Annotated in this window: 23 protein-coding genes; 15 read left to right on the top strand and 8 right to left on the bottom strand. The window is 32.3% G+C overall.

Annotation, left to right across the window (positions count from 1 at the left end):
• Positions 1-22: 22 nt before the first annotated feature.
• Positions 23-307, top strand: a complete 285-nt coding sequence (locus U0D62_RS00745; protein ID WP_322193253.1) for a hypothetical protein — start codon at positions 23-25, stop codon at positions 305-307.
• Between the two features lie 48 nt (positions 308-355).
• Here the strand turns inward: U0D62_RS00745 and meaB are convergent, their stop codons facing one another.
• The 3 genes from meaB to U0D62_RS00730 all read right to left on the bottom strand — a co-directional run bounded on the left by meaB (position 356) and on the right by U0D62_RS00730 (position 2,495).
• A complete protein-coding gene (gene meaB / locus U0D62_RS00740) occupies positions 356-1,435 on the bottom strand; it encodes a methylmalonyl Co-A mutase-associated GTPase MeaB (RefSeq protein ID WP_416135533.1) in 1,080 nt (359 codons plus the stop codon).
• Between the two features lie 74 nt (positions 1,436-1,509).
• The gene (locus tag U0D62_RS00735; RefSeq protein WP_322193250.1) at positions 1,510-2,067 is read right to left on the bottom strand and encodes a DUF2911 domain-containing protein; all 558 of its coding nucleotides are present in this window, start codon (positions 2,065-2,067) and stop codon (positions 1,510-1,512) included.
• 203 nt (positions 2,068-2,270) lie between these two features.
• Complete coding sequence (locus U0D62_RS00730) at positions 2,271-2,495, bottom strand: hypothetical protein (RefSeq protein ID WP_322193248.1); 225 nt, start codon at positions 2,493-2,495, stop codon at positions 2,271-2,273.
• A 291-nt stretch (positions 2,496-2,786) separates the two neighbouring features.
• Here U0D62_RS00730 and U0D62_RS00725 point away from each other — a divergent pair, with 291 nt between their 5' ends.
• The 4 genes from U0D62_RS00725 to U0D62_RS00710 all read left to right on the top strand — a co-directional run bounded on the left by U0D62_RS00725 (position 2,787) and on the right by U0D62_RS00710 (position 6,303).
• A complete protein-coding gene (locus U0D62_RS00725) occupies positions 2,787-3,278 on the top strand; it encodes an RNA polymerase sigma factor (protein WP_322193247.1) in 492 nt (163 codons plus the stop codon).
• Positions 3,262-3,864 carry a hypothetical protein gene (locus U0D62_RS00720; protein ID WP_322193245.1) on the top strand — a complete coding sequence of 201 codons (603 nt, stop codon included), beginning with the start codon at positions 3,262-3,264 and terminating at the stop codon, positions 3,862-3,864. Before U0D62_RS00725 ends, U0D62_RS00720 begins: the two co-directional genes overlap by 17 nt.
• A complete protein-coding gene (locus U0D62_RS00715) occupies positions 3,848-5,215 on the top strand; it encodes a hypothetical protein (protein WP_322193244.1) in 1,368 nt (455 codons plus the stop codon). The genes U0D62_RS00720 and U0D62_RS00715 overlap by 17 nt, the downstream gene beginning before the upstream one ends.
• Positions 5,216-5,667: 452 nt before the next feature.
• A complete protein-coding gene (locus tag U0D62_RS00710; RefSeq protein ID WP_322193243.1) occupies positions 5,668-6,303 on the top strand; it encodes a hypothetical protein in 636 nt (211 codons plus the stop codon).
• A 369-nt stretch (positions 6,304-6,672) separates the two neighbouring features.
• On the opposite strand, the gene U0D62_RS00705 is transcribed toward U0D62_RS00710, so the two are convergent.
• On the bottom strand, positions 6,673-7,029 hold the full coding sequence (locus tag U0D62_RS00705; protein WP_322193242.1) for a DUF6249 domain-containing protein: 357 nt from the start codon (positions 7,027-7,029) through the stop codon (positions 6,673-6,675).
• A gap of 150 nt (positions 7,030-7,179) precedes the next feature.
• On the opposite strand from U0D62_RS00705, the gene U0D62_RS00700 reads away from it, so the two are divergent.
• The 7 genes from U0D62_RS00700 (at position 7,180) to U0D62_RS00670 (ending at position 12,466) form a co-directional block, all read left to right on the top strand.
• Positions 7,180-7,767 (top strand): RNA polymerase sigma factor, encoded by a 588-nt coding sequence (locus tag U0D62_RS00700; protein ID WP_322193241.1) that lies wholly within the window; start codon positions 7,180-7,182, stop codon positions 7,765-7,767.
• Complete coding sequence (locus U0D62_RS00695; RefSeq protein ID WP_322193240.1) at positions 7,751-8,146, top strand: hypothetical protein; 396 nt, start codon at positions 7,751-7,753, stop codon at positions 8,144-8,146. The genes U0D62_RS00700 and U0D62_RS00695 overlap by 17 nt, the downstream gene beginning before the upstream one ends.
• A gap of 124 nt (positions 8,147-8,270) precedes the next feature.
• Complete coding sequence (locus U0D62_RS00690) at positions 8,271-9,605, top strand: flavin-containing monooxygenase (RefSeq protein WP_322193239.1); 1,335 nt, start codon at positions 8,271-8,273, stop codon at positions 9,603-9,605.
• The gene (locus U0D62_RS00685; RefSeq protein WP_322193237.1) at positions 9,583-10,293 is read left to right on the top strand and encodes a peptidoglycan DD-metalloendopeptidase family protein; all 711 of its coding nucleotides are present in this window, start codon (positions 9,583-9,585) and stop codon (positions 10,291-10,293) included. Before U0D62_RS00690 ends, U0D62_RS00685 begins: the two co-directional genes overlap by 23 nt.
• 267 nt (positions 10,294-10,560) lie before the next feature.
• Positions 10,561-11,415 (top strand): type IV pili methyl-accepting chemotaxis transducer N-terminal domain-containing protein, encoded by an 855-nt coding sequence (locus tag U0D62_RS00680; protein WP_322193236.1) that lies wholly within the window; start codon positions 10,561-10,563, stop codon positions 11,413-11,415.
• A gap of 107 nt (positions 11,416-11,522) precedes the next feature.
• Positions 11,523-11,861: a PadR family transcriptional regulator gene (locus tag U0D62_RS00675; protein ID WP_322193235.1), complete on the top strand. Its 339-nt coding sequence runs from the start codon at positions 11,523-11,525 to the stop codon at positions 11,859-11,861.
• Entirely contained in the window at positions 11,858-12,466 is a 609-nt protein-coding gene (locus U0D62_RS00670; RefSeq protein ID WP_322193234.1) for a hypothetical protein, read from the top strand. Before U0D62_RS00675 ends, U0D62_RS00670 begins: the two co-directional genes overlap by 4 nt.
• A 74-nt stretch (positions 12,467-12,540) precedes the next feature.
• On the opposite strand, the gene secA is transcribed toward U0D62_RS00670, so the two are convergent.
• From secA to U0D62_RS00650, 4 genes are all read right to left on the bottom strand, one after another.
• A complete protein-coding gene (gene secA / locus U0D62_RS00665; RefSeq protein ID WP_322193233.1) occupies positions 12,541-15,897 on the bottom strand; it encodes a preprotein translocase subunit SecA in 3,357 nt (1,118 codons plus the stop codon).
• Positions 15,898-16,130: 233 nt separating this feature from the next.
• On the bottom strand, positions 16,131-16,352 hold the full coding sequence (locus U0D62_RS00660; RefSeq protein WP_006989959.1) for a DUF2795 domain-containing protein: 222 nt from the start codon (positions 16,350-16,352) through the stop codon (positions 16,131-16,133).
• Positions 16,353-16,493: 141 nt separating this feature from the next.
• Positions 16,494-17,069, bottom strand: a complete 576-nt coding sequence (locus tag U0D62_RS00655; protein ID WP_322193228.1) for a cob(I)yrinic acid a,c-diamide adenosyltransferase — start codon at positions 17,067-17,069, stop codon at positions 16,494-16,496.
• A gap of 510 nt (positions 17,070-17,579) precedes the next feature.
• Positions 17,580-18,701: an inorganic phosphate transporter gene (locus U0D62_RS00650; protein WP_322193227.1), complete on the bottom strand. Its 1,122-nt coding sequence runs from the start codon at positions 18,699-18,701 to the stop codon at positions 17,580-17,582.
• A gap of 213 nt (positions 18,702-18,914) precedes the next feature.
• Between U0D62_RS00650 and recR the strand changes: the two genes are divergently transcribed.
• The 3 genes from recR to U0D62_RS00635 all read left to right on the top strand — a co-directional run bounded on the left by recR (position 18,915) and on the right by U0D62_RS00635 (position 22,124).
• A complete protein-coding gene (recR, locus tag U0D62_RS00645; protein WP_322193226.1) occupies positions 18,915-19,535 on the top strand; it encodes a recombination mediator RecR in 621 nt (206 codons plus the stop codon).
• 27 nt (positions 19,536-19,562) lie between these two features.
• Positions 19,563-20,693, top strand: coding sequence for a glycosyltransferase family 2 protein (locus U0D62_RS00640; RefSeq protein WP_322194837.1), 1,131 nt, complete (start codon positions 19,563-19,565; stop codon positions 20,691-20,693).
• A 90-nt stretch (positions 20,694-20,783) separates the two neighbouring features.
• Positions 20,784-22,124 (top strand): dihydrolipoamide acetyltransferase family protein, encoded by a 1,341-nt coding sequence (locus U0D62_RS00635; protein ID WP_322193225.1) that lies wholly within the window; start codon positions 20,784-20,786, stop codon positions 22,122-22,124.
• The last annotated feature ends 37 nt before the right edge of the window (positions 22,125-22,161 follow it).

Genomic DNA, 22,161 nt, shown 5'->3' with positions numbered 1-22,161 from the left:
TAACTAAATAAACCTGCAAACTATGAAAAGAGTAATTGTTGACTACAAAAAATTAAACAAGAACATTCTTAATCTTCTTGTAGAAAAGTTCCCGGATGGCTATGCAGATAGAGATATTATTTCATTCAGAAATCAGTATAATGAAGCAATTGAAGCGGTTGAAGTAAAAACTTTGGATACGATTTACTTAGTTAAAATTAGTAAACGACTTGCTGATACTATGCAGAGCTTTGAAGAAAGTGGAGCGAATACAGATGTTCCTACTGGTGTAACCAAAGAACAGGTAGGAGACATTGATGATAAATAAAAGTTATTAATTGAGAATATGTATTAATGATAAAAATTTCTCATATTATTAGTCCTCTTTACTTAACTTAAGAAGATGTCTGGCAGCGGCAAAAGGAGTGATTTTGTGTTGTTGGACAGCTTTAATTTGTGATTGTATCGAATCTTTAATTTGTGGATGGTTATAAAAATTAGTTTTTAACTGTTCTTCAATAGTTTGTAGTAACCAAAATTTATTTTGTTGAACTCTGTTTTCTTCAAAAAATCCATTCTTAGACGTTATGTCGAGATATTTTAGAATTAGGTCCCAGATTTCTTCAATTCCTTGTTTTTCAAGTGCGCTGCAAGTTAATACTTCTGGTGACCAACTGCTTTGAGCAAGTGGGTATAAGTGTAATGCTTTTCTGAATTGATTTTTAGCTTCTCTGGCACGCTTAAGATTATCTCCATCTGCTTTATTGATTACAATGGCATCTGCCATTTCAATAATACCACGTTTAATGCCTTGTAATTCATCACCAGCACCTGCAAGTTTTAAAAGTAAAAAGAAGTCAACCATACTATGAACTGCTGTCTCGCTTTGTCCAACACCTACGGTTTCAATTATAATGATATCATACCCAGCAGCTTCGCAAAGAATGATTGATTCTCTGGTTTTTTGTGCTACACCACCTAATGAGTTTCCTGACGGAGAAGGTCTTATAAAAGCATCTGGAGAACGAACTAATGATTCCATCCGTGTCTTGTCTCCAAGTATACTGCCTCCTGATATGGTACTACTGGGATCAACTGCTAAAACTGCAACTTTTTTCCCTTTTTGTATTAATTCATGTCCAAGAGCTTCAATAAAGGTGCTCTTTCCCACTCCTGGCACTCCAGTAATCCCTATTCTTATCGATTTATTAGCATGCGGAAGGCATTTTTCAATTAATTCCTGAGCTTTTTCAAGGTGGCTTTTTCGAGTACTTTCAATTAAAGTAATCCCTTTACTTAACGCAGTTGTTTTTTTTGAGATAATTGCATTATAAATAGTATCAACAACTATTTCTTTTTGTTGCGATTTCTTGAATCGATGAATAGCCTGATCTTTTGTACTAGAAGGTACTTTGGCATTTTGATCCTTATGTTCAGAATTCTCTTTAGGCACAATATAGCTTTAGGACAAAGTTATAAATCCTTTTTACAAATAAATTAATATTATAATGAAAGGCTCGAAAAAAATAATTAGACCTTAATAGGAACAGCAATGGCAGTTTTATCCCAAGCTAAGTACATAATGGTAAAATCATTAGCGTTTTCAAAATAAATAGAAAATTGCTCGACTTCATTCAATAATGGTTGAACGGGAACTTCTACTGTTAGAATGTCAAATTGAGGGTCACGTGCAGCTTTGCCATCTTTAAAACTTACTCCCCAACCATATTCTTGACTATTAAAGATTACTTTCCAGGATTCAGGATTAGGAATAGTCCACAAAGTATAGGTTCCAGCTTTAAGAGTTGTTCCATCAACCAGAATATCCTTATCTGTTGTAAAAGAGGTTGCTTCATTAGCTCCGGTTCTCCATACTTCATTATAAGGAACTAGTTTTCCGAAAATTTCTCTTCCTTTTTTATTTGGACGATTATAGAAGACAGTAAATGTAGCTTCTTTTGCAATATGAGTAATCGTTTCTTCAGGACTATGCTTTTTTGTATTGTTTTTCAAAATAAGCATACCTGCATATCCAATAATAACAACTGCTATAAGGATAAAAATAATTCGCTTCAAGAGTTTTGGCATGAGATGATTTTTTAATTATTTCTAAAGATAATTTATTTAGACTTTAATTAAATACGTTTAATGAGGTTTTAAGATTTAAAAATATTTGTAAAAACTATATGATTCGATCTTTCTGTTAAGTGATCATAAAAAAGAGCTTTTGATTTAGCGTGCATCAATCCCTATAAATATAGGGATTGTGCACTTTAGTTCTGGAGGGGTAATTAAGCAGCAATTGCTCTGGCTAAATTCATAACATTTACTGCACATATATTTCTCAACGATGTTAAAGACTTAATTGTGGTTTCAGGAAGATCGGTCCTTTCGATTAAAAAATCGATATGAAGAATCACCTTTTTAGTACAATCCATATTTTTTTCTATCAAAGCATATACATCTTGAATTTCGTCAATATCTGGATGAACTTTTGTTTTATTAGTTTTGCGCATTTTAAGTTGGTTTATGGTTAATAAAACATCTAATAATGAAATAGTATAGAATTCTTATGAAAACTTACTGAAACAAGCGTTAATTTTTTATTAATAAATTGATATTCAGTGTTCTGTATGTTTTTGAAAATTTTTATACCTAATTTTGCAACACGAATTAGATAATTACGTCTCTAATAGAGAATGACATTTGAAACCGGTTTAAAGTAAGTAATCACTAACCAAAAGTTAAAGAGTTTGTTACAAAGCGAGCTAATAGAACAATGTAGGACTAACGATCGTAGGGCACAGATGAAGCTTTATAATAAATACTGTGATGGTATGTATTATGTAGCATTACGTTTCCTTAAGGATCCTTTTGAAGCAGAAGAAGCTATGCAGGAGTCTTTTATTAAAGCTTTTACAAGACTTCATCAGTTTACTGGTGATGTAACTTTTGGAGCTTGGCTTAAGCGTATCGTTATAAATAAAAGCATTGATATGCTCAAAGCAAAAAAAATGAATATGATTGCTATAAATGAACAGGTGATGGGTACAGTCGAAGAACAAGATGATTGGTCGGTTTCTGATACTGTAACAGTAGATGAAGTTAAAAAAGCTATAGAAAAATTACCAGAGAAGTATAAATATGCAGTGATGCTGTTTTTGATAGAAGGATATGATCATAATGAAATTAGCGAAATTTTGGATATTACTCCAGTATCGTCAAGAACATTAGTACATAGAGGAAAAAAACAGCTTCAGGACCAACTAAAACATTTAAGAGATGGCACAGGATATTAGAGAGCTTTTAAAGCAAGATAGACAGATCCCTTCTGAAAATATTAGAAATGGGCATCAGGATCGTTTTATGGCTAGATTAGAAAAGGAACTTCCTAAAAAAAGTAGGAGTCTAGGATATTCCTGGCTTAGGATTGCAGCAAGTGTAGTTGTTATACTATCGGTTTCTTTTATGGCTATCAACCAGTTTGGTAAAAATAGTGGTGAAAATCCTGAGGTTGTAGAATCTACTGTTAAGAATTCTACCGTGATTTTACCTAAACAATCATCATCTCTTGCAGAGATATCACCTGAATATGAAAAAGTAGAAAATAGTATACTGACGAGTATAAAATTTCAATTATCGCAAATTACAATTGATGATAGAAACAGAGAGTTGGTAGAAAGTTTTATGATAAGACTTGATAAACTTGATAAAGAATATCAAAAACTAAACAAAGAATTGATTGAAGTAGGTCCAAACGTACAAAGTGTAGAAGCGATGATGGAGAATTTGACTATGAGACTTACACTTTTAAATAGATTAAATGACAAACTAAAAGAATTAGAGAGCATTGAAAATGAACATTACAATGAGATACAAGCTTAATACGATACTACTTAGTGTATGCTGTATTGCGGGATTACTCGCTCAGGATAAACAAAGTAAATTAAGTGAAAAATTTACAGTTAATAAAGATGTTACTGTAAATCTCAATACCAGCCATACTGATATTGTTTTTGAAACCTGGAATAAAAGTACTGTAGAAGTAGAGGCATACCTTGAAGGTGATAACCTAAATGATGATACGAGTAAACGAATCTTGGATAGTTGGCAAGTAGATGTATTGGGTAATAGTCGTGAGATTACAATTACATCTGCGGCAGGAAACCTTTGGACAAGAAATATCACAGCTTCTAATGTAACTGTAAAAGAACTTCAGGAGTTAAGGATGTTGAGTCCTGCAATTGCAGATATGCTAAGTCCAATTATGGAAAATATAGCAAACAACCCTATGCCAAGCGCACTTCCTGAAAACTCTTCTGACGTTAGTCTTAATTATGGAAAGAATAAGCAGGATGAAGAAAAATATGTGAAACAATGGGAAAGTCAAATAAAGGAAAAATTCGGTAATAATTTTGAATTGGCATTGAAAGACTGGAAGAAGCAAATGGAACAAAATGGTCAAAAGATCAGTCCACAGATGGAAATTCGTATACAAGAAGCCTGGGGAAATGAATTTGCAAGACGCATGAGTGCCTGGTCTTCACAATTTGTAAGAGCTGTCGATAATCAACAGCAAGGAGCTAATATCACAATATATCAATATAGTACTCAAAAAACCAATCCAAATACAACAACTAGTAAGAAGATAAAAATCCGTATACCCAAAGAAGCAGGATTGCGACTTAATATTCGACATGGAAACGTGAAATTAGCAGAAAGAGCGCATAATGTAAAAGCTTCTTTATCACATACAAAGTTAGATGCCAATATTATCGAAGGAGATCAAACTTTTATCAAAGCATCATATTCACCTGTCTTAGTTCGTGAATGGAACAATGGTAGATTAATGGTAAATTATGTAAAGAATTGTAGAATACAGAATGCAAAAAACCTTCTTATTAATGCTGATTCCAGTAATATATTTATACAGCAATTAGATGAAAATGGAGCAATCTCTGGAAGTTTTGGCGCTATTACAATAGCTAATCTGGGAGAATCCTTTTCTACCTTGGATCTAGCCGTAGAAAACAGTGATTTTAAATTAAAGTTACCTAAAACAGCATTTAATTTTACATATAGTGGAGCTCAAAGTAGAATAGCTTTATCTAAGACTGTAGAAGCCAATGTGAGAAGAAATTTTGGAAATGTATTTATTAACGGGTTTCAAAATACCCGTAATACAGACAAAGCAATAACAATAAACGCTAAATATAGCCAAGTGATATTGCAATAATTTTATAGTAATGTGTTAATTGTAGAAAAGCTCTATAAGCCTTTAAGGTTTATGGAGCTTTTGTAATTCTTTAACATTTCGTTTACCTAAAAATAGCATCAATTTTTATAAAAAGGGGTGATTTCCGCCATTTTAGATATAAGATATCAATAGTCTATGTTGTTGATTTAGAGCTTTTTTAATAAGGTGAAATTTTGAATTTTGATGCTTTTACCTTAATAATGTGCTGTTTGTCTATGTTTTTACGAATATTTAAAAAATAAATATCTGGTAATCAGATGTTTGTGGTTTTAAAATTTAATATTTTACACTTTTTGTGTCTTTTGTCGAAAATCACCTTCATTTGATCTAAAAGTCTTGTATTTCCTTTACTTAACAATAATTTAATAATATTATTGTAAGGTAATCCCGTAATAAACGTGCACAAAAATTACGTTTTAAATTACAATAGTATGAGAGCAATAGTATTTATTTTAGGTCTACTTTTCTTCTTCAATGCAAATGCATTTTGTGCAGACGATACTCTTAGGATAGAAAGAGATGGTCTTGTAGTTAGTGTTGTTGATTTTCAGGAAGGAGATAAACTAAAATTGTTTGAAGTAGAATCGGGTGATCATATCTTATCTAAAACAAGAGGTCAAATTGATCTTAGTATGTTACCGGTAGGTAAATATTTATTAGAAAATAGTGAAGGAAAATCTGTAGTGATTGAGAAGACTAATGAAGCTTTAGTTTTAGAAGAAGCTTTAGGAGACGAATATGTAGTAAGTGATAGTGAAAGAGATATGAATGGAAGTGCTGATTTGGCTGAAGAGTTAGGGAACTACTATGTTAATTCAGAATCTAATATTCTAAATATTGAAAGAGAAGGAGATATCATAACTGTTGTAGATTTTGCAGAAGGTGATAAAATTAAATTATTTGAAGTAAAATATACTGTACACATTTTGTCTAAATCTGTTGGAATAGTAGACTTAAGTCAATTACCTGTTGGGAAGTATGTTTTAGAAAACAATAAAGGAGAGTCTATAGTTGTAGAGAAATTCGAAGAAGAATTAAATGAAGAATACAGCGAAGTAGTAGAATAAAGTATTATAATAATATATAGGATTATAAATAGATCGTCTGAGAAGACGATCTATTTTATTATATGATAAGATGTATTGTAATTAATATTAAGGCGGTAGAAAACTCTTTTGTAAGAGTTAAAAGGTACCAAGGTATAGATGTTTCATAGCTTTCTAGAAGTTTTGTTTTGATGTTAACATCATAGAATGACAATCTTAAATTGATATAAAAGCTTATTAAGCAAGGCCAAGGTGTGTTTAGGCTTTGATTATAAGAAATACTTTAAAAGCTACTTTAATTTCAAACATATATTCAAAATAGGGCATAAAAAAAACAGACTGTGGAATGATTTCTGCAGTCTGTTTTTGTTGTTGTTGTAATGAGTTCAATCAGGCTTTTTTATCTAAACTCTTAGTCATATTGAAGCCTGTAAATAATCCTGCGCCTGCCATTAAAAAGATAGTTCCTGGATAAGCGATCCCTTCTTCTACTCCTAAAGTATAATGTAATATTCCTGCTATAAAAATACCGATTCCAATTCCCATAAGTAATAATGAGAAGTTAAGAACAAAAACTTTCCAAAATGGAGTTACTCTTCTTTCCTTATTACTATAAAAAATTGAGGCATCAGCGCCTTTTTCAATAAGGGCCATACGTTCTTTGTTTCTAGCCGAAACAAATAAATAAAATATCCCAAAAATACAACCAAATACGGCAATGGGTATAAGTACTTCTCCTGCGTGCATAATTTTAATTTTTAATGATTAATACTGTTCGTTTTTTAACTATGACGTTAAGTTCTTGAAATCGGTTACAAAAAAGGTTAAAAAAAATATTTTGTACTTTATAGAATAAATTCTGTAACCATATATAAATAAGAGTCGTCTTATGAAGAAATGAACCATCAACCAGATCAATATTATATAGACCAGGTACTGGAAGGGCAGGTAAATGCTTTTTCAACTCTTGTAGAGCGTTATCAAAGTTTGGTATACACGGTAGTTTATCGTATGATAAAAAATAAAGAACAAGCAGAAGAAGTAGCACAGGATACTTTTATCAAAGCGTATAAGTCATTAAATAAGTATAGAGGAGATGCTAAGTTCTCTACATGGTTGTATACTATCGCTTATAGAAAAAGCCTTGATACGATTAAAGCATCAAAACGTATGATGACTTCAGAACTTATTGAGGAGATTAGTGAAGGAGAAGTAGGCTTAGTTAATGATGCTTTGGCATATTTAGAAGATAAAGAAAGAAAACAAATCATATCAGATAGTATAATGCAACTTCCAAAAGAAGAGGCGGCTATAATAACATTATATTATTTTGAAGAAAAAAGTGTAAAAGAAATTATACCAATTGTTGGTTTAACAGCGGATAATGTGAAAATAAAATTGTATCGAAGTAGAAAAAAACTATATTCGATACTGAAACATCATATTTCTCCAGAAATTAGTACAAGAAATGGAAGAGCAATTTAAAAACATAAAAGGTTTAGTAAAGGAAGCAGGTTTAGAAAAACCTTCAGTAGGGTTTCTACAGAATGTGATGAGTCAGGTTAATGCTCTTGAAATACAAAGTTCTATAGAGTATAAACCATTAATCTCCAGAAAAGCGTGGATAGTAATTGCATTAATTGTATTATCCATTCTGATTTCGGTATTTTATTTTTCTAATAACAATGAACCAATTTTAAGAAGATTTGATCTTTCATTCCTTCAAAAAATAGAGTTTAAAAACCCTCTTTCAGATTTTACATTGCATAAGACAACGACTTACGGGATTCTATTCTTAGCAGCATTGTTTTTTTTACAAGTTACGTTACTCAAAAGACGAATAGACAGGATCTTTTCTTTATAGAAAGAGGTTAAAATCTTAAAATATTTTTTAAAATAACAGACATTCTTTATTTTACATGCATATAAAATAAAAGTATACTATTAAGGATTTTTTCTTTATAGTCACTTTTTGGAATTATTGATATATGCAAAAAAGAATATGTGTGATTGGTGCTGGGCCAAGTGGTATAACAGCACTTAAAAATCTAAAAGATAAAGGGCTGGATGTTATTTGTTATGATCGCAACAATGAAGTAGGAGGGAATTGGATTTATTCTGAAGATGAAAGTCACTCTAGTGTTTTTGAAACAACTCATATCATTAGTTCAAAGACTTTGTCTCAGTATGAAGATTTTACATTTGATGATTTTGATAAAACGGTTGCTGATTATCCTTCGCATGATGAGCTTAGGAGATACTTTCAGGCATATGCAAAGAAGTTTGATCTCTATCAATACATAATGTTCCAAACTTCAATAAAACACTGTAAACGTATTAAATCCAATGAATGGCAGGTCACAAGTATAAGCAATGGGGTAGAAAAGAAAGAAGTATTTACAGATCTTGTAGTTTGTAATGGACACCATTCTGTTCCTCGTATACCACAATATCCAGGCGAATTTACAGGACAGTTTATACATTCTCACAATTATAAAAAAGCTGCGCCATATGCTGATAAAAAGGTATTGGTTATTGGAGGTGGTAACTCTGCGTGTGATGTAGCTGTCGAAACCAGCAGAGTAAGTAAGAAAACTAGTATTAGTTGGAGAAGAGGGTATCGAATTATCCCAAAATTTTTCTTTGGATTGCCATCAGATTTAGTAGGGTCACGTTCTTCCTGGCTTCCTATTAAAATAAGAAGTTGGCTTAATGATAGATTACTCAATATTTTGTTAGGAAAAAATAAACTGTACGGACTTCAGGATGTAAAAACAAAATTTGGGGAAACACACCCAACTATCAATGATGAATTGTTGTATAAGATCAGACACGGAAAGGTACATCCCAAAGTAGATATTAAAAAACTAGAGAATAATACAGTACATTTTACAGATAATACCCAAGAAGAATTTGACGTGATTATTGCTTGCACAGGATATGTTTTAAAGCATACTTTTTTTGAAAAATCATTTATTGATTATAGTCAAGGACCAGTTCCTTTATATCTTAAAATGTTTCACCCAGATTATCATGATTTATTTTTTATAGGGATGTTTCAACCTTTAGGATGCATATGGCCTGGATCTGAGTTACAAAGTAAAATTTTGGCAAATTACCTTGTTGATCAATGGAAAATGCCCACTAATATTAAAAAGCTTTGTGAGCGAGAAGTTACACATCCACATTATAAACAGATTGATACACCAAGGCATACAATTACAGTAGATTATCACAATTTTAGAAAATCATTACTAAAACAATTACCTAAAAAATGGAAATCAAAACAAGTAAAATTTTATGAGCAAACTCTTCATGACTAATACAGACTTTTCAGATTTTATTGTTGGATTAACTGAAGGATTTGTTCCTATAGTGTCTCCAAAGTTTTCAAACAAAGATTATGTAATAATTGATCTATCTATATCAAATCCGGATTTAAAAGATATGGATACATCCTCATCCCAGGTGTTTGAAGACTATATAAAAGGTTATTTATCCCAAAAGAACGCACTAGTAGCATTTGGAGGATATAAGGAAATAAGATCTATGTATAGTAGAAGCCCATATTTTAATAAGCAAGATCCGGAAACCGAAAGGAATATTCATTTAGGTTTAGATATTTGGTGTGATGCAGAAACAGAAATACTTTCTCCCCTTGATGCAAAAATACATAGTTTTAAGAATAATACTAACTATGGAGATTATGGTCCTACTATTATTCTGGAACATACTATAAACAGTATCACCTTTTATACATTATATGGTCACTTAAGTGTTGAATCTATTCAAAATATTACTAAAGGACAGGATATAAAAGCTGGAGAAGTGATAGCCACTTTGGGTGATGCCTCTGTAAATGGAGATTATGCACCTCATTTACATTTTCAAATTATTGGAGATATGCAAGGGATGATCGGGGATTACCCAGGAGTATCTAACAAGAAAGATTTAGTATATTATCAAATGAATTGTCCAGATCCTAATTTATTGTTGAAAATCACTACTTAAAATTTTTTATAATTTCTTCTTTGTTTTTAGGTAGATATTAAGAGTGTTTTGTTTTAATATCTACTAATAACGAACCTTTTTATTAAGCAATCCTTATTAAAATATATATAGACTAATCATTAGATTTATATATGACCGATATCATATTCCTTAAATATTCTAAGAGATAAATTTGGCGAAAATTTAAAATGTATTTTATGAAACCAACTTCATGGATTATCATTTTAGGTTTATAAAAACGTTTAAAAATCTTAAAACTAAATCTCTATGAAAAGTAGAAAAAATGCAGTATGCTTAGTACTATTAGCAGTGTTGAATACTATTTCTTTAAAAGCACAAATGAATGATAAATATGGGGTGTTGACTTTTAATAATGCTATTAACATTTCCGGGAAACAACGTATGCTTACTCAAAAAATGACCAAAGCCTATTTATATTTATTAAACTATTCTAATGATCCAAAAGCAAAAAAAGATTTGATGACTAGTCAGGTTATTTTTGAAGAGCAAAATAGAATTCTATCTGAAAATACTGTAGATAAAGAAACTATAGAAAAACTAAATAAGGTAAAGGAATTGTGGAAAGAATATAAAAAGAATTTAGAAACTAGGTCTAATTATGAAAATGCAAAAAGAATAATCGATATCAATACTGATTTATTAAAGGCTACCAATTCAGTAGTTTTATCTATTATAAATGAATCCAAGAAGTCTTTTCAAAAAATCGATGAAGTAATCGATGAGGAATATAAAATAGAAGATAAATTAGAACTAGAAAGAATTATTGATATATCTGGTAGACAGCGAATGCTCTCACAACGTTTGGGATTGTATTATTATGCTAATCACACAGAACTTAAAGACAAGAACTCAGAACAAATGTTAGTAAACGTATTTCACGAATTAGATGGAGCTGCTAACAAGTTGTTAGTCTCTAAATTCAATACAGCCGAGATTGATGAGAAAATTGGATTAGCTTTTTCTAAATGGAATACTATGAAAAAGAATAAGATCAAACTCTTAAGAAGAGAATTTAAAGATGAAGAAATCTATAAGATTAGCAATGAATTAGCGCGATTATTTAATGATGTAACCATACAATACGAAAAAATAAAATTATAAATCTTTAGAATATAACTCTCTTCTTGCTTTAAGAATGGGAGTGATGGAGTAATTTAAAAACAATACCTCAAATTATGATGTATTGTTTTTTTATGTATATTTGTCCTATGTATTCAAAAGAACTACTTAAAGGAACCTTATCTGTTATTGTCTTGAATCTATTATCAGAAAATGGTAAGATGTATGGGTATGAGATCTTTCAACAGGTGAAAGAACGCTCAGATGGTAAAATTGTATTAAAGGATGGGTCGTTGTATCCTGCTCTACAAAAAATGAAGAAAGACGGCTTATTAACCTGTGAAGAGGTGTATATAGGAAAACGGATTAGGAAGTACTATTTTTTGACATCAAAAGGAGAAGAGCAGAAAGTAACGTATTTAGAAGAGTTGAAAGATTTTATGATAACACTTAACAGGGTGATTTTCCCAAAACTAGATGTTATATGAAGTTAAGTGCTGAGCAAGAGGATAAGATTAAAAGCTTTGTTGATAAACAAGGATTAAAATTGCGGGATTTGCAAGACGATATCCTGGATCATTTATGTTGCGTCGTAGAAAGCGAATTAAAAGCTGGTAAAACATTTGATCAATCTTTACAGGAGGCTATCTCTGAATTAGCACCTAATGGTTTGATTGATTTAGAACGTAAAACATTTTTTTTATTAAACTCAAAACGAATTATTATGATGAAAAAACTAATGTATTTTATTGGATTTATTGGAGCACTAACGTTAACAACTGGAATTACTTTTAAATTGCTTTGGTATCCTGGTGCTAATAAGCTTTTTATAATTGGTTTCTTGTTACTGTTACTAATCTTTGTTCCAATGTTGGCTATTGATAGATACAAGGTTGCTATTGCTAAAGCACTTTCAGAGCGGTTAAAAATTATCCTGGGTTGTGTGTCGGGTGTTATAATTGGTTTATCAGGACTGTTTAAAATAATGCACTTGATGGGAGCAGAAATATTGTTATTTATAGGAGCTTTTATTTTTGCGGTTGGATATTTACCATTTCTATTTTTTACAATGTATAAAAGATCTCTAGCTTAGAACTATAAGGTTATAAAATAAAACAACCCTGAAGTTTTGCTTCAGGGTTGTTTTATTTATTCAGATTTCAATGTTTATTCATTTACAAGTACCCATTCTCCTTTTTCAATTAGAGGGATAGCTTGTTTGTATTTAACGGTTTTGTTCTCGCCACTCATTACGTGCTTGATAGTGACTTTATCGTTACGACCAATTTTTGGTTGCTCTCTTACGATAGTTTCAGTCACTTGAGGACGTTGTTGTGTTTGTCCAGCAGCGCGATTTTGCGCAGCGCGCTCATCCATATTAGGAATCTCTTCTTTTGTAGTTTCTAATTTTTCTTTTCTTCTTACTTGACGAGCTTCAGAAATATCTTGAGTATTACCAGTAGGTAATTCACCTTTGAACAAGAAAGAAATTACATCTTTATTAACCTCTTCGATCATAGCTTTAAATAATTCAAAAGCTTCAAACTTATAGATCAATAATGGATCTTTTTGTTCGTGAACAGCTAATTGCACACTTTGTTTTAACTCATCCATTTTACGTAGATGGGTTTTCCAGGCATCATCAATAATGGCTAATGTGATGTTTTTTTCAAAATCAGTGATTAATTGCTTTCCTTCGGATTCATATGCTTTTTCAAGATCTGTAGCTACATTCAGGCTTTTTACACCATCGGTAAAGGGAACCAGAATTCTTTCATAATTACTTGATGGATCTTCGTATACTTGTTTTATTACCGGATAAGCTGCTTCTGCATTGCGTATCATTTTATCTTGATAGTGTTCGTATGCCGATTTATAGATTTCTCCAGCAATTTTTTGAACATCCATTTTTTCAAATTGCTCCGCAGTAATCGGACTACTCATAGAAAAGTAACGAATCAGCTCAAATTCAAAGTTTTTAAAATCCAGCGAATCTTTATTACTTTCTGTGATTACTTCTGCAGTATCATAAATCATATTGGCAATGTCCACACGAAGACGTTCTCCAAACAATGCGTGATAACGACGTTTGTATACTACTTCACGTTGCGCATTCATGACATCATCATACTCTAATAATCGTTTACGAACACCAAAATTGTTTTCTTCAACTTTTTTCTGAGCTCTTTCAATAGATTTAGAAATCATAGAATGCTGAATTACTTCTCCTTCTTTCAAGCCCATTCTATCCATCATTTTGGCAATACGTTCAGAACCAAAAAGACGCATTAAGTTATCTTCTAATGATACATAGAATTGAGAACTTCCTGGATCTCCCTGACGACCAGAACGACCACGTAACTGGCGGTCAACACGACGAGAATCGTGACGTTCTGTACCTACAATAGCTAAACCTCCTGCAGCTTTTACTTCATCCGATAGTTTAATATCAGTACCACGACCAGCCATATTGGTAGCAATGGTAACAATTCCAGCATTACCCGCTTCTGCAACAATATCAGCTTCTTTTTTGTGAAGCTTTGCATTCAGTACATTATGAGGTACTTTACGAATGGCAAGCATTCTACTTAGTAACTCAGAGATCTCTACAGAGGTTGTACCAATCAATACTGGTCTTCCTGCTCTGGAAAGTTCTGTAACCTCTTCAATAACAGCATTATATTTTTCTCTTTTAGTCTTGTAAACTAAATCTTCTTTATCTTTTCTGGCAATAGGTCTGTTGGTTGGGATTTCTACAACATCTAGTTTGTAAATTTCCCAAAGTTCACCTGCTTCAGTAACAGCTGTACCTGTCATACCAGATAACTTGCCATACATACGGAAATAATTCTGAAGTGTTACTGTGGCAAATGTCTGAGTAGCATCCTCAATCTTTACATTTTCTTTAGCTTCAATCGCTTGATGTAGTCCATCGCTATATCGACGACCATCCATAATACGACCTGTTTGCTCATCTACGATCTTTACTTTATTATCCATTACTACATATTCTACATCTTTTTCGAATAATGAATATGCTTTTAGTAATTGACGAAGTGTGTGAATACGCTCACTTTTCACACTATAATCCCTGAAAAGATCTTCTTTCTTTTCGGCTTCTTCTTCTTTGGATAACTCTAACTCTTCAATTTTAGCTATTTCAATACCGATTTGAGGAAGAACAAAGAAATCAGGATTATCTTTACCAGATAAATATTCTACTCCTTTATCCGTAAGATCAATTTGGTTATTTTTTTCTTCTATAACATAATACAGATCTGCATCAATCTTATGCATTTCACGATTATTATCCTGCATATAGAAGTTTTCAGTTTTTTGTAGCAACTGTTTAACTCCTTCTTCACTTAAAAACTTGATAAGTGCTTTATTCTTAGGGATTCCTCGGTATACTTGTAATAATTTAAAACCACCTTCTTTACTATCACCTTCTTTGATTAATTTTTTAGCCTCGGCTAAAACGGTAGTCAAATATTTTTGTTGTACCGATACGATGTCAGCAATTTTGGGTTTTAGTTCGTTAAACTCATGAATATCCCCTTTTGGTATTGGGCCAGAGATAATAAGAGGTGTTCGAGCGTCATCGATCAATACAGAATCAACTTCATCAATAATAGCGTAGTTATGAGGGCGTTGTACAAGATCCTCAGGCGCATGAGACATATTATCACGCAGATAATCAAAACCAAATTCATTGTTGGTTCCATAAGTAATATCTGCATTGTATGCAGCTCTTCTTTCTGCTGAATTAGGGCGGTGATTATCAATACAATCTACTGTAAGTCCGTGAAACTGAAATATTGGCGCCATCCACTCACTATCTCGACGGGCTAAGTAATCATTTACAGTTACAAGATGAACCCCGTTACCAGATAATGCATTAAGATATACCGGAAGGGTAGCTACTAATGTTTTACCTTCTCCTGTTTGCATCTCTGCAACTTTTCCTTCGTGTAATGAGATACCTCCAACAAGCTGTACATCATAATGGATCATATCCCATTTAACTTCTTTACCGGCAGCATCCCAGCTCGTAGACCATATAGCTTGTTCTCCATTAAGAGTAATGTGCTCTTTGGCACCAGAAAGCTCTCGGTCATAAGCAGAGGCAGTAACCTCAATAGAATCATTATTTGCAAAACGCTTTGCGGTTTCTTTTACAACAGCAAAAGCCTCAGGAAGAATTTCATTTAGTACCTTTTCAGTAATTTCATAAGCTTCTTCTTTCAATTTATCGATCTCACCATAAATATCTTCTTTTCTATCAATATCCTCGGTTACATTAGCTTCTTCAGTCAATGCATCTATTTTGGCATTGATTTCGGCACGTGCTTCATTTATTTTATTTTTAAATGTTATTGTTTTAGCACGTAATTCATCGTGAGAAAGATTTTCAACAGTTTTTTCTGCTTTTTTGATCAACTCAACTTTAGGTTGAATTTCTTTTATATCTTTTTTGGATTTATCTCCAACAAATACTTTTAATACAGAATCTAAAATTCCCATAATTTATGGTTGTGTGTTTATTGAGATTTTAATTTCAAAAATGAAATTAACTGGTTGAACCTCTATGAGGTAGCATTCAGACCAGATCCGGATTTTTTGGATCGGTTTATTATCTCAGGCCTCAAGTGGCCATATTATACAATACTTGCGAGCTAAACGTATAGCACGAAAGTGGCGTAATTTACGCAAAAAAAAAGCCTCTTGCGAGACTTTTAATACTATTTCAATATTTTTTAATATTCATCCTCATTCCAAAGATAATCTTCATCTGTAGGATAATCCGGCCATATTTCTTCTATAGAATCATATGAATCTCCTTCATCTTCAATCGACTGTAGATTTTCTACAACCTCCAAGGGTGCTCCAGTACGAATGGCATAATCTATCAATTCGTCTTTTGTAGCTGGCCAGGGTGCATCACTTAGGTAGGATGCTAATTCTAATGTCCAATACATATGCTTACTGGTTTTTTATTTTTTGCAAAAATAATTTTTTAGTTTAAAAAGTCAAGTAAAAAATTAATTATTTAAACAATAATTATAAGAACGTGAATTTATTGTGTTTTCAATTGTTAATCTTATAGCTGTTAGAAAATACTATGATTCTTTCTCAGGAACCCATTTAATTTCTTCTGCCTGTAGATCGTTGGACAACTTTCGTGCCAGTACAAATAGATAGTCAGATAGTCGGTTTAAGTACTGTAAAGTGGTTTCTTCAAAAGGTTCTAATTCATAGAGCGCCGTGGCTAAACGCTCGGCTCTTCTGCATACACAGCGGGCAATGTGACAGAATGACACGGTTTGATGGCCTCCCGGCAGTACAAAATTCGTCATAGGAGGTAAAGATGTATTCATTCGATCGATTTCCGTTTCTAATAGTTTGATATCTTTTTCAGAAACTGTAGGTATATTTAATCGCTTTTGACCACTTTTTAAAACAGCTTTCTCAGGATCAGTTGCTAATACTGCTCCAACTGTAAATAACCTGTCTTGTATATTGATTAACATTTTTTTACTTAGATCATCAATATCTTGATCTCGTATAAGACCAATATGGGAGTTTAATTCATCTACAGTACCATAGCTCTCGATACGTATATGATGTTTGGGCACTCGAGTACCACCAAACAATGCCGTAGTACCTTTATCCCCTGTTTTTGTGTATATTTTCATTCGTTTTGTTTGTTTTTGTGTGATTAGCAATATTTTTTGAAGCTTTTTTGATATTAATGTATGTGTATACACCTCCAATGATTACTGCAAATAATAACCAGTCAGAAATCACTTTTGTTTCTTTTTGTCAAAATAGTTTTTTCTAAAATTGCGCTTATTGCGGCCATATAATTTTTTCTTATTTCGCTTTGTGTTCCACATGACAAGAACAAATAATACCGCAATTCCGATAACTGTCAGGATAAGTTGGGCTCCTTCTGAAAGAGAATCAAACATCGTTTTTTGTTTGAAGTAAAAATAATAAAATACTAATGAGTTTTTAAGGTAAGAAGAAGATTAGTATTCAAGATTTATAAAAAATAGTGTATTTATAGTTTTAATGGTAAATACAAGATGAAATTATATAACTTATAGATAAAGTCTTAAATTATCTAATAAGTTATTGAATAAACCTAGAAAAAAACCAAAAGGTAGAATACTCAGTCTTGGTAATATCAATATTTTTAAAACCTATTTCAAAAGAAAAAGCCAATAAATTAAAGCGCTACAAGTTGCGGCAATTGGTAGAGTTAATACCCAGGATAATAGGATGTTGCGTACAACTTTAATATCCGCTTTTTTTGTAACAGTTCCAATACCAAAAATAGAACCTACAGATACATGAGTTGTTGAAACGGGTAACCCATGTATACTAGCCGTTGTTACTAAAAGACCTGTAACTAAGTTAGCAGTAAAACCTTGTCCGCTATTCATAGGAGTAATCTTCTTGCTCATCATTTCTCCTACTTTTTTTGCGTTTAATAAACCTCCAATTGCCATTGCCGCTGCTACAGCCATCATACCCCACTCAATATCTAATGTATTAATAACTATTAATAATCCTACAATTTTAGGGGTGTCATTTAAACCTCTGGCAAAGCTTACGATCCCTGCGCTTAGATAATGTGCAGCATCTAATATTTTTTGAGAATTAATTCCAATAAAATTTCCTTCATACCTTTCAACACATTCCTGTTCATTCATTATTCTAACAGGATTCTGTGATTCTGATTGAGTAGTTGTAAACTCATGGGTACCAGTTGTTTTTATTACTGGTTTATATTCATTACCAATACAAACACAGGTTTGTTTTGTTACTCCTAGGTGAATCCTTATTTTTCTAAAAATGGTATATATTATTAAACTAATAACTGCTGCCATAAGAGGGCTTACAATCAAAGGCATTAAGAACGTATTTCCAAGTTTTTCAAAATTAAAAGCGGTACCTACCGCAACGACTCCACTACCAAATAAAGCGCCTACCAAACTATGAGTTGTTGATACAGGCATTCCTATTTTTGTTGCAGAAAAAACAGTGATAGCTGCACCTAAAGCAATAGAAATGGCAAATTCTGGGGTTTGAATCAAGGTGTCAGGAACTAAACCTTTTCCAGAGAAGTTTTTAACTAAACTACTTGCCAAAAAAATAGCGGCTATAGAACCAGAAGCTGTAGTGACAGTAGCCCAAATTATTGCCTTTTTGTAATTAGTAGTCTTACTGCCAAATAATGTGGCAACTCCTTTAAAATTATCATTAGCCCCATTACTATATGCAAGAAAACAGGCAGCAATAAAAAGAATTATTAATATCATGGATGTTAAGTTTTATTTGGCAGAGTTTAAAATAGTGAAGTTGGAGGATTCGTCGTTCGAAAATTACATTGATTACAAAATCTTTGAGATTAATAGATATAAATTCTGCATTTACCAAATGTGTTTAAAAAGTCATAGTTTTACTTTCTTGTTTATTCAAATAAAATCAGTCTTCTGGACTCATCCACCAAAAAATACTACATTTGTACAGCTATGGAATTTTCTTCAAAATTATTAGAGAATGCAGTATATGAGATGTCTCAGTTACCTGGAATAGGTAAACGTACAGCATTACGATTGGTATTACATTTATTAAGGCAACCAGAAGCCCAAACAGAGCATTTGGTAAAAGCTTTAGGAACGTTACGTAAAGAAATTAAGTTCTGTAAGAAATGTCATAGTATTAGTGATATAGATATCTGTGATATTTGCAGTAGTCATAACAGAAATCAGGATATTATTTGTGTTGTAGAAGATATTAGAGATGTAATGGCTATTGAGAGTACAGGACAATATAGAGGATTGTATCATGTTCTAGGAGGTAAAATCAGTCCGCTAGATGGAATCGGACCACAAGATTTAAAAATAGCATCACTGATAGAAAAGGCAAAATCAGGAGAAATAAAAGAATTGATTTTTGCTCTAAGTGCTTCTATGGAAGGAGATACTACTAATTTCTATATTTATAAACAATTAGAAGGAGTAGAGATTAAAACATCTACAATAGCTCGTGGTATTGGAGTTAATGATGAATTAGAATATGCAGATGAAATAACTTTGGGAAGAAGTATTTTGAACCGAATACCTTTTGAAAATGCCTTAAAAAGTTCATAATATTTATCTGATATTTAAAAAAAGTATATTCTGAAACTATCTGTCATCATTCTTAATTATAATGTTCGTTATTTTCTTGAACAATGTATCCTAAGTGTTCAGGAAGCCATTGCGAGTATGGATGCAGAAATCATTGTGATAGATAATGATTCCAAAGATGATAGTTGTGCGATGGTAAAAGAACGATTTCCAGAAATAACATTACTGGAAAATAAAGAAAATATAGGATTTGCCAGAGCTAATAATCAAGGAGTAGCAATAGCAAAAGGAGAATATATCTGTATTTTGAATCCAGATACTGTTGTTGGAGAAGATACCTTTACCAGAGTGCTTAAGAAAATACCGGATCTTCCTCATTCTGGTCTGGTTGGTGTAAGATTGATCGATGGAACAGGAAATTTTCTTCCTGAAAGCAAACGTAATATACCATCACCTTTAACCTCATTTAGGAGGTTGTTTGGAATTAAGTTAGGAAAAGTAAAAAACTATTATGCTGATCACGTATCAGAAAAAGGAATAGGAGATATCGATATTCTGGTTGGCGCTTTTTTTGTAGTCAAACGAAAAGATTATTTGGAGGTAGAAGGATTTGATGAAGATTATTTTATGTATGGAGAAGATATCGATTTATCTTACAAAATAAAAAAGAAAGGCCTGGAAAACTATTATTTGGGAAACCTGGCGGTGATTCATTATAAAGGAGAAAGTACTGATCGTAATGCAACATATATTCGAAGATTCTATGGTGCGATGCGATTATTTTATAAAAAACACTTTAAGAGTAATTGGGTTTTAGACGTATTAGTATCAGTAGGAATACGATTTATTTCAATAATACAATCTTTGCGAAATTATGATAAAGAAAAAAGAACCATTGATCAATATTATTTGATATCAGAAAATAGCGATTTGGCTCGGAAAATCTCGGCTAAACTTAATAAAAATGTGATAAGCACATCTTTAGAATCTATAGAAGATTTGGGAGATAAAAATATCGAGATTATCTTTGATAACGATTATATTACTTTTGGAGAAATCATTAATCAAATGCAAAATCTAAAAAGTAACCATTGTACTTTTAAGATAAGACCCAAAAAATGCAATTATATAGTGGGGAGTGATTTTAGTGATGGAAAAGGAGAGGTTGTAATATTTTAAACAAACTTTAATAGAGAAAAATTAATTTTAAAGCCGAATTTTAATTAAATTCGCAAAAAATATAACTTATAAACACTTTTGATTAAGGATATGGCAAAATTTGAGCTTAAACTTCCAAAAATGGGTGAGAGTGTTGCAGAGGCAACAATAACAACTTGGTTAAAAGAAGTTGGAGATACTATCGAGTTGGATGATGCAGTAGTAGAAATTGCGACAGATAAAGTAGATAGCGAAGTACCTAGTGAGGTTGAAGGTGTACTGCTGGAAAAACTTTTTGAGGTTGACGATGTAGTACAAGTAGGCCAAACAATAGCTATTATCGAAACCGAAGGTGAAGGCTCTGTAGATATTGCAGTACAGGAAACTACCGTAGAAGTTGAAACCGCTCCAAAAGAAGCAGTAGCAATAGAAACTGAAATCGCTGCGACTACAGAAACAGTGACAGGTAGTGTAACTGATTTTTCTGGGAGTAGTAAGTTTTACTCACCGTTAGTAAAGAATATAGCTGCAACAGAAGGAGTGTCTGTAGCAGAGCTAGAAGCACTTAAAGGAACAGGAAAAGATGGTCGTGTAACTAAAAACGATATTTTGCAATTTGTAGAAGATCGTAAAAATGGAAAAACGCAAGCGCAACCTGTTGTAGAAGAAGTTAAAGAAGCACCTAAAAAAGCTGCTCCGGTTAAAAAAGAAGCGCCAAAAGCTACACCAGTTGTAGCATCTGGAGAAGACGAAATCATAGAGATGACGAGAATGGGCAAACTTATTGCTCATCATATGGTAGAATCTGTACAGACATCAGCTCACGTACAATCTTTTATTGAAGCAGATGTAACAAATATCTGGAACTGGAGGAAAAAAGTAAAAGCAGATTTTATAAAGAGAGAAGGTGAGAATCTTACTTTTACTCCAATCTTTATGGAAGCTATAGCTAAAGCATTAAAAGACTTCCCGATGATGAATATCTCTGTATCTGGAGACACTATTATCAAGAAGAAAAATATAAACCTAGGTATGGCAGCTGCATTACCTGACGGTAATCTTATTGTTCCTGTTATTAAAAATGCAGATCAACTTAATTTGGTAGGGATGACCAAAGCAGTTAATGACTTGGCAAATCGAGCTCGTAATAATGCTTTAAAGCCTGATGATATCCAGGGAGGAACGTATACTGTAACCAATGTTGGTACCTTTGGTAGTATTATGGGTACCCCTATTATCAATCAACCACAAGTTGGAATCTTAGCACTTGGAGCTATCAGAAAAGTACCTGCCGTAATAGAAACTCCAGAAGGTGACTTTATCGGTATTCGATACAAGATGTTCTTATCACACTCATATGACCACAGAGTAGTAAATGGAGCACTTGGAGGACAATTTGTGCAGCGAGTAAAAGATTATCTAGAAGCTTGGGATGCTAATAGAGAGTTTTAAAATGATATAAATTTCAATTCTTTGGAATTGACACATC

The sequence above is a fragment of the Aquimarina callyspongiae genome, from assembly GCF_034322225.1.
GTDB lineage: Bacteria > Bacteroidota > Bacteroidia > Flavobacteriales > Flavobacteriaceae > Aquimarina.
Note: the sequence above shows the minus strand (reverse complement) of the source record. Positions and strands in the feature narration are given on the sequence as shown.

Bases quoted from the DNA above. Each gene is read 5' to 3' on its own strand.
- U0D62_RS00660 (WP_006989959.1), bottom strand. From the start codon at position 16,352: ATGTATTGGACATTAGAATTAGCATCCTACCTAAGTGATGCACCCTGG.
- secA (WP_322193233.1), bottom strand. From the start codon at position 15,897: ATGGGAATTTTAGATTCTGTATTAAAAGTATTTGTTGGAGATAAATCC.
- U0D62_RS00715 (WP_322193244.1), top strand. From the start codon at position 3,848: ATGAGATACAAGCTTAATACGATACTACTTAGTGTATGCTGTATTGCG.
- U0D62_RS00675 (WP_322193235.1), top strand. From the start codon at position 11,523: ATGTATTCAAAAGAACTACTTAAAGGAACCTTATCTGTTATTGTCTTG.
- U0D62_RS00690 (WP_322193239.1), top strand. From the start codon at position 8,271: ATGCAAAAAAGAATATGTGTGATTGGTGCTGGGCCAAGTGGTATAACA.
- U0D62_RS00725 (WP_322193247.1), top strand. From the start codon at position 2,787: ATGAAGCTTTATAATAAATACTGTGATGGTATGTATTATGTAGCATTA.
- U0D62_RS00705 (WP_322193242.1), bottom strand. From the start codon at position 7,029: ATGCACGCAGGAGAAGTACTTATACCCATTGCCGTATTTGGTTGTATT.
- U0D62_RS00720 (WP_322193245.1), top strand. From the start codon at position 3,262: ATGGCACAGGATATTAGAGAGCTTTTAAAGCAAGATAGACAGATCCCT.
- U0D62_RS00650 (WP_322193227.1), bottom strand. From the start codon at position 18,701: ATGATATTAATAATTCTTTTTATTGCTGCCTGTTTTCTTGCATATAGT.
- U0D62_RS00710 (WP_322193243.1), top strand. From the start codon at position 5,668: ATGAGAGCAATAGTATTTATTTTAGGTCTACTTTTCTTCTTCAATGCA.
- U0D62_RS00670 (WP_322193234.1), top strand. From the start codon at position 11,858: ATGAAGTTAAGTGCTGAGCAAGAGGATAAGATTAAAAGCTTTGTTGAT.
- U0D62_RS00655 (WP_322193228.1), bottom strand. From the start codon at position 17,069: ATGAAAATATACACAAAAACAGGGGATAAAGGTACTACGGCATTGTTT.
- U0D62_RS00700 (WP_322193241.1), top strand. From the start codon at position 7,180: ATGAACCATCAACCAGATCAATATTATATAGACCAGGTACTGGAAGGG.
- U0D62_RS00680 (WP_322193236.1), top strand. From the start codon at position 10,561: ATGAAAAGTAGAAAAAATGCAGTATGCTTAGTACTATTAGCAGTGTTG.
- recR (WP_322193226.1), top strand. From the start codon at position 18,915: ATGGAATTTTCTTCAAAATTATTAGAGAATGCAGTATATGAGATGTCT.
- U0D62_RS00685 (WP_322193237.1), top strand. From the start codon at position 9,583: ATGAGCAAACTCTTCATGACTAATACAGACTTTTCAGATTTTATTGTT.
- U0D62_RS00695 (WP_322193240.1), top strand. From the start codon at position 7,751: ATGGAAGAGCAATTTAAAAACATAAAAGGTTTAGTAAAGGAAGCAGGT.
- U0D62_RS00730 (WP_322193248.1), bottom strand. From the start codon at position 2,495: ATGCGCAAAACTAATAAAACAAAAGTTCATCCAGATATTGACGAAATT.
- U0D62_RS00635 (WP_322193225.1), top strand. From the start codon at position 20,784: ATGGCAAAATTTGAGCTTAAACTTCCAAAAATGGGTGAGAGTGTTGCA.
- U0D62_RS00735 (WP_322193250.1), bottom strand. From the start codon at position 2,067: ATGCCAAAACTCTTGAAGCGAATTATTTTTATCCTTATAGCAGTTGTT.
- U0D62_RS00745 (WP_322193253.1), top strand. From the start codon at position 23: ATGAAAAGAGTAATTGTTGACTACAAAAAATTAAACAAGAACATTCTT.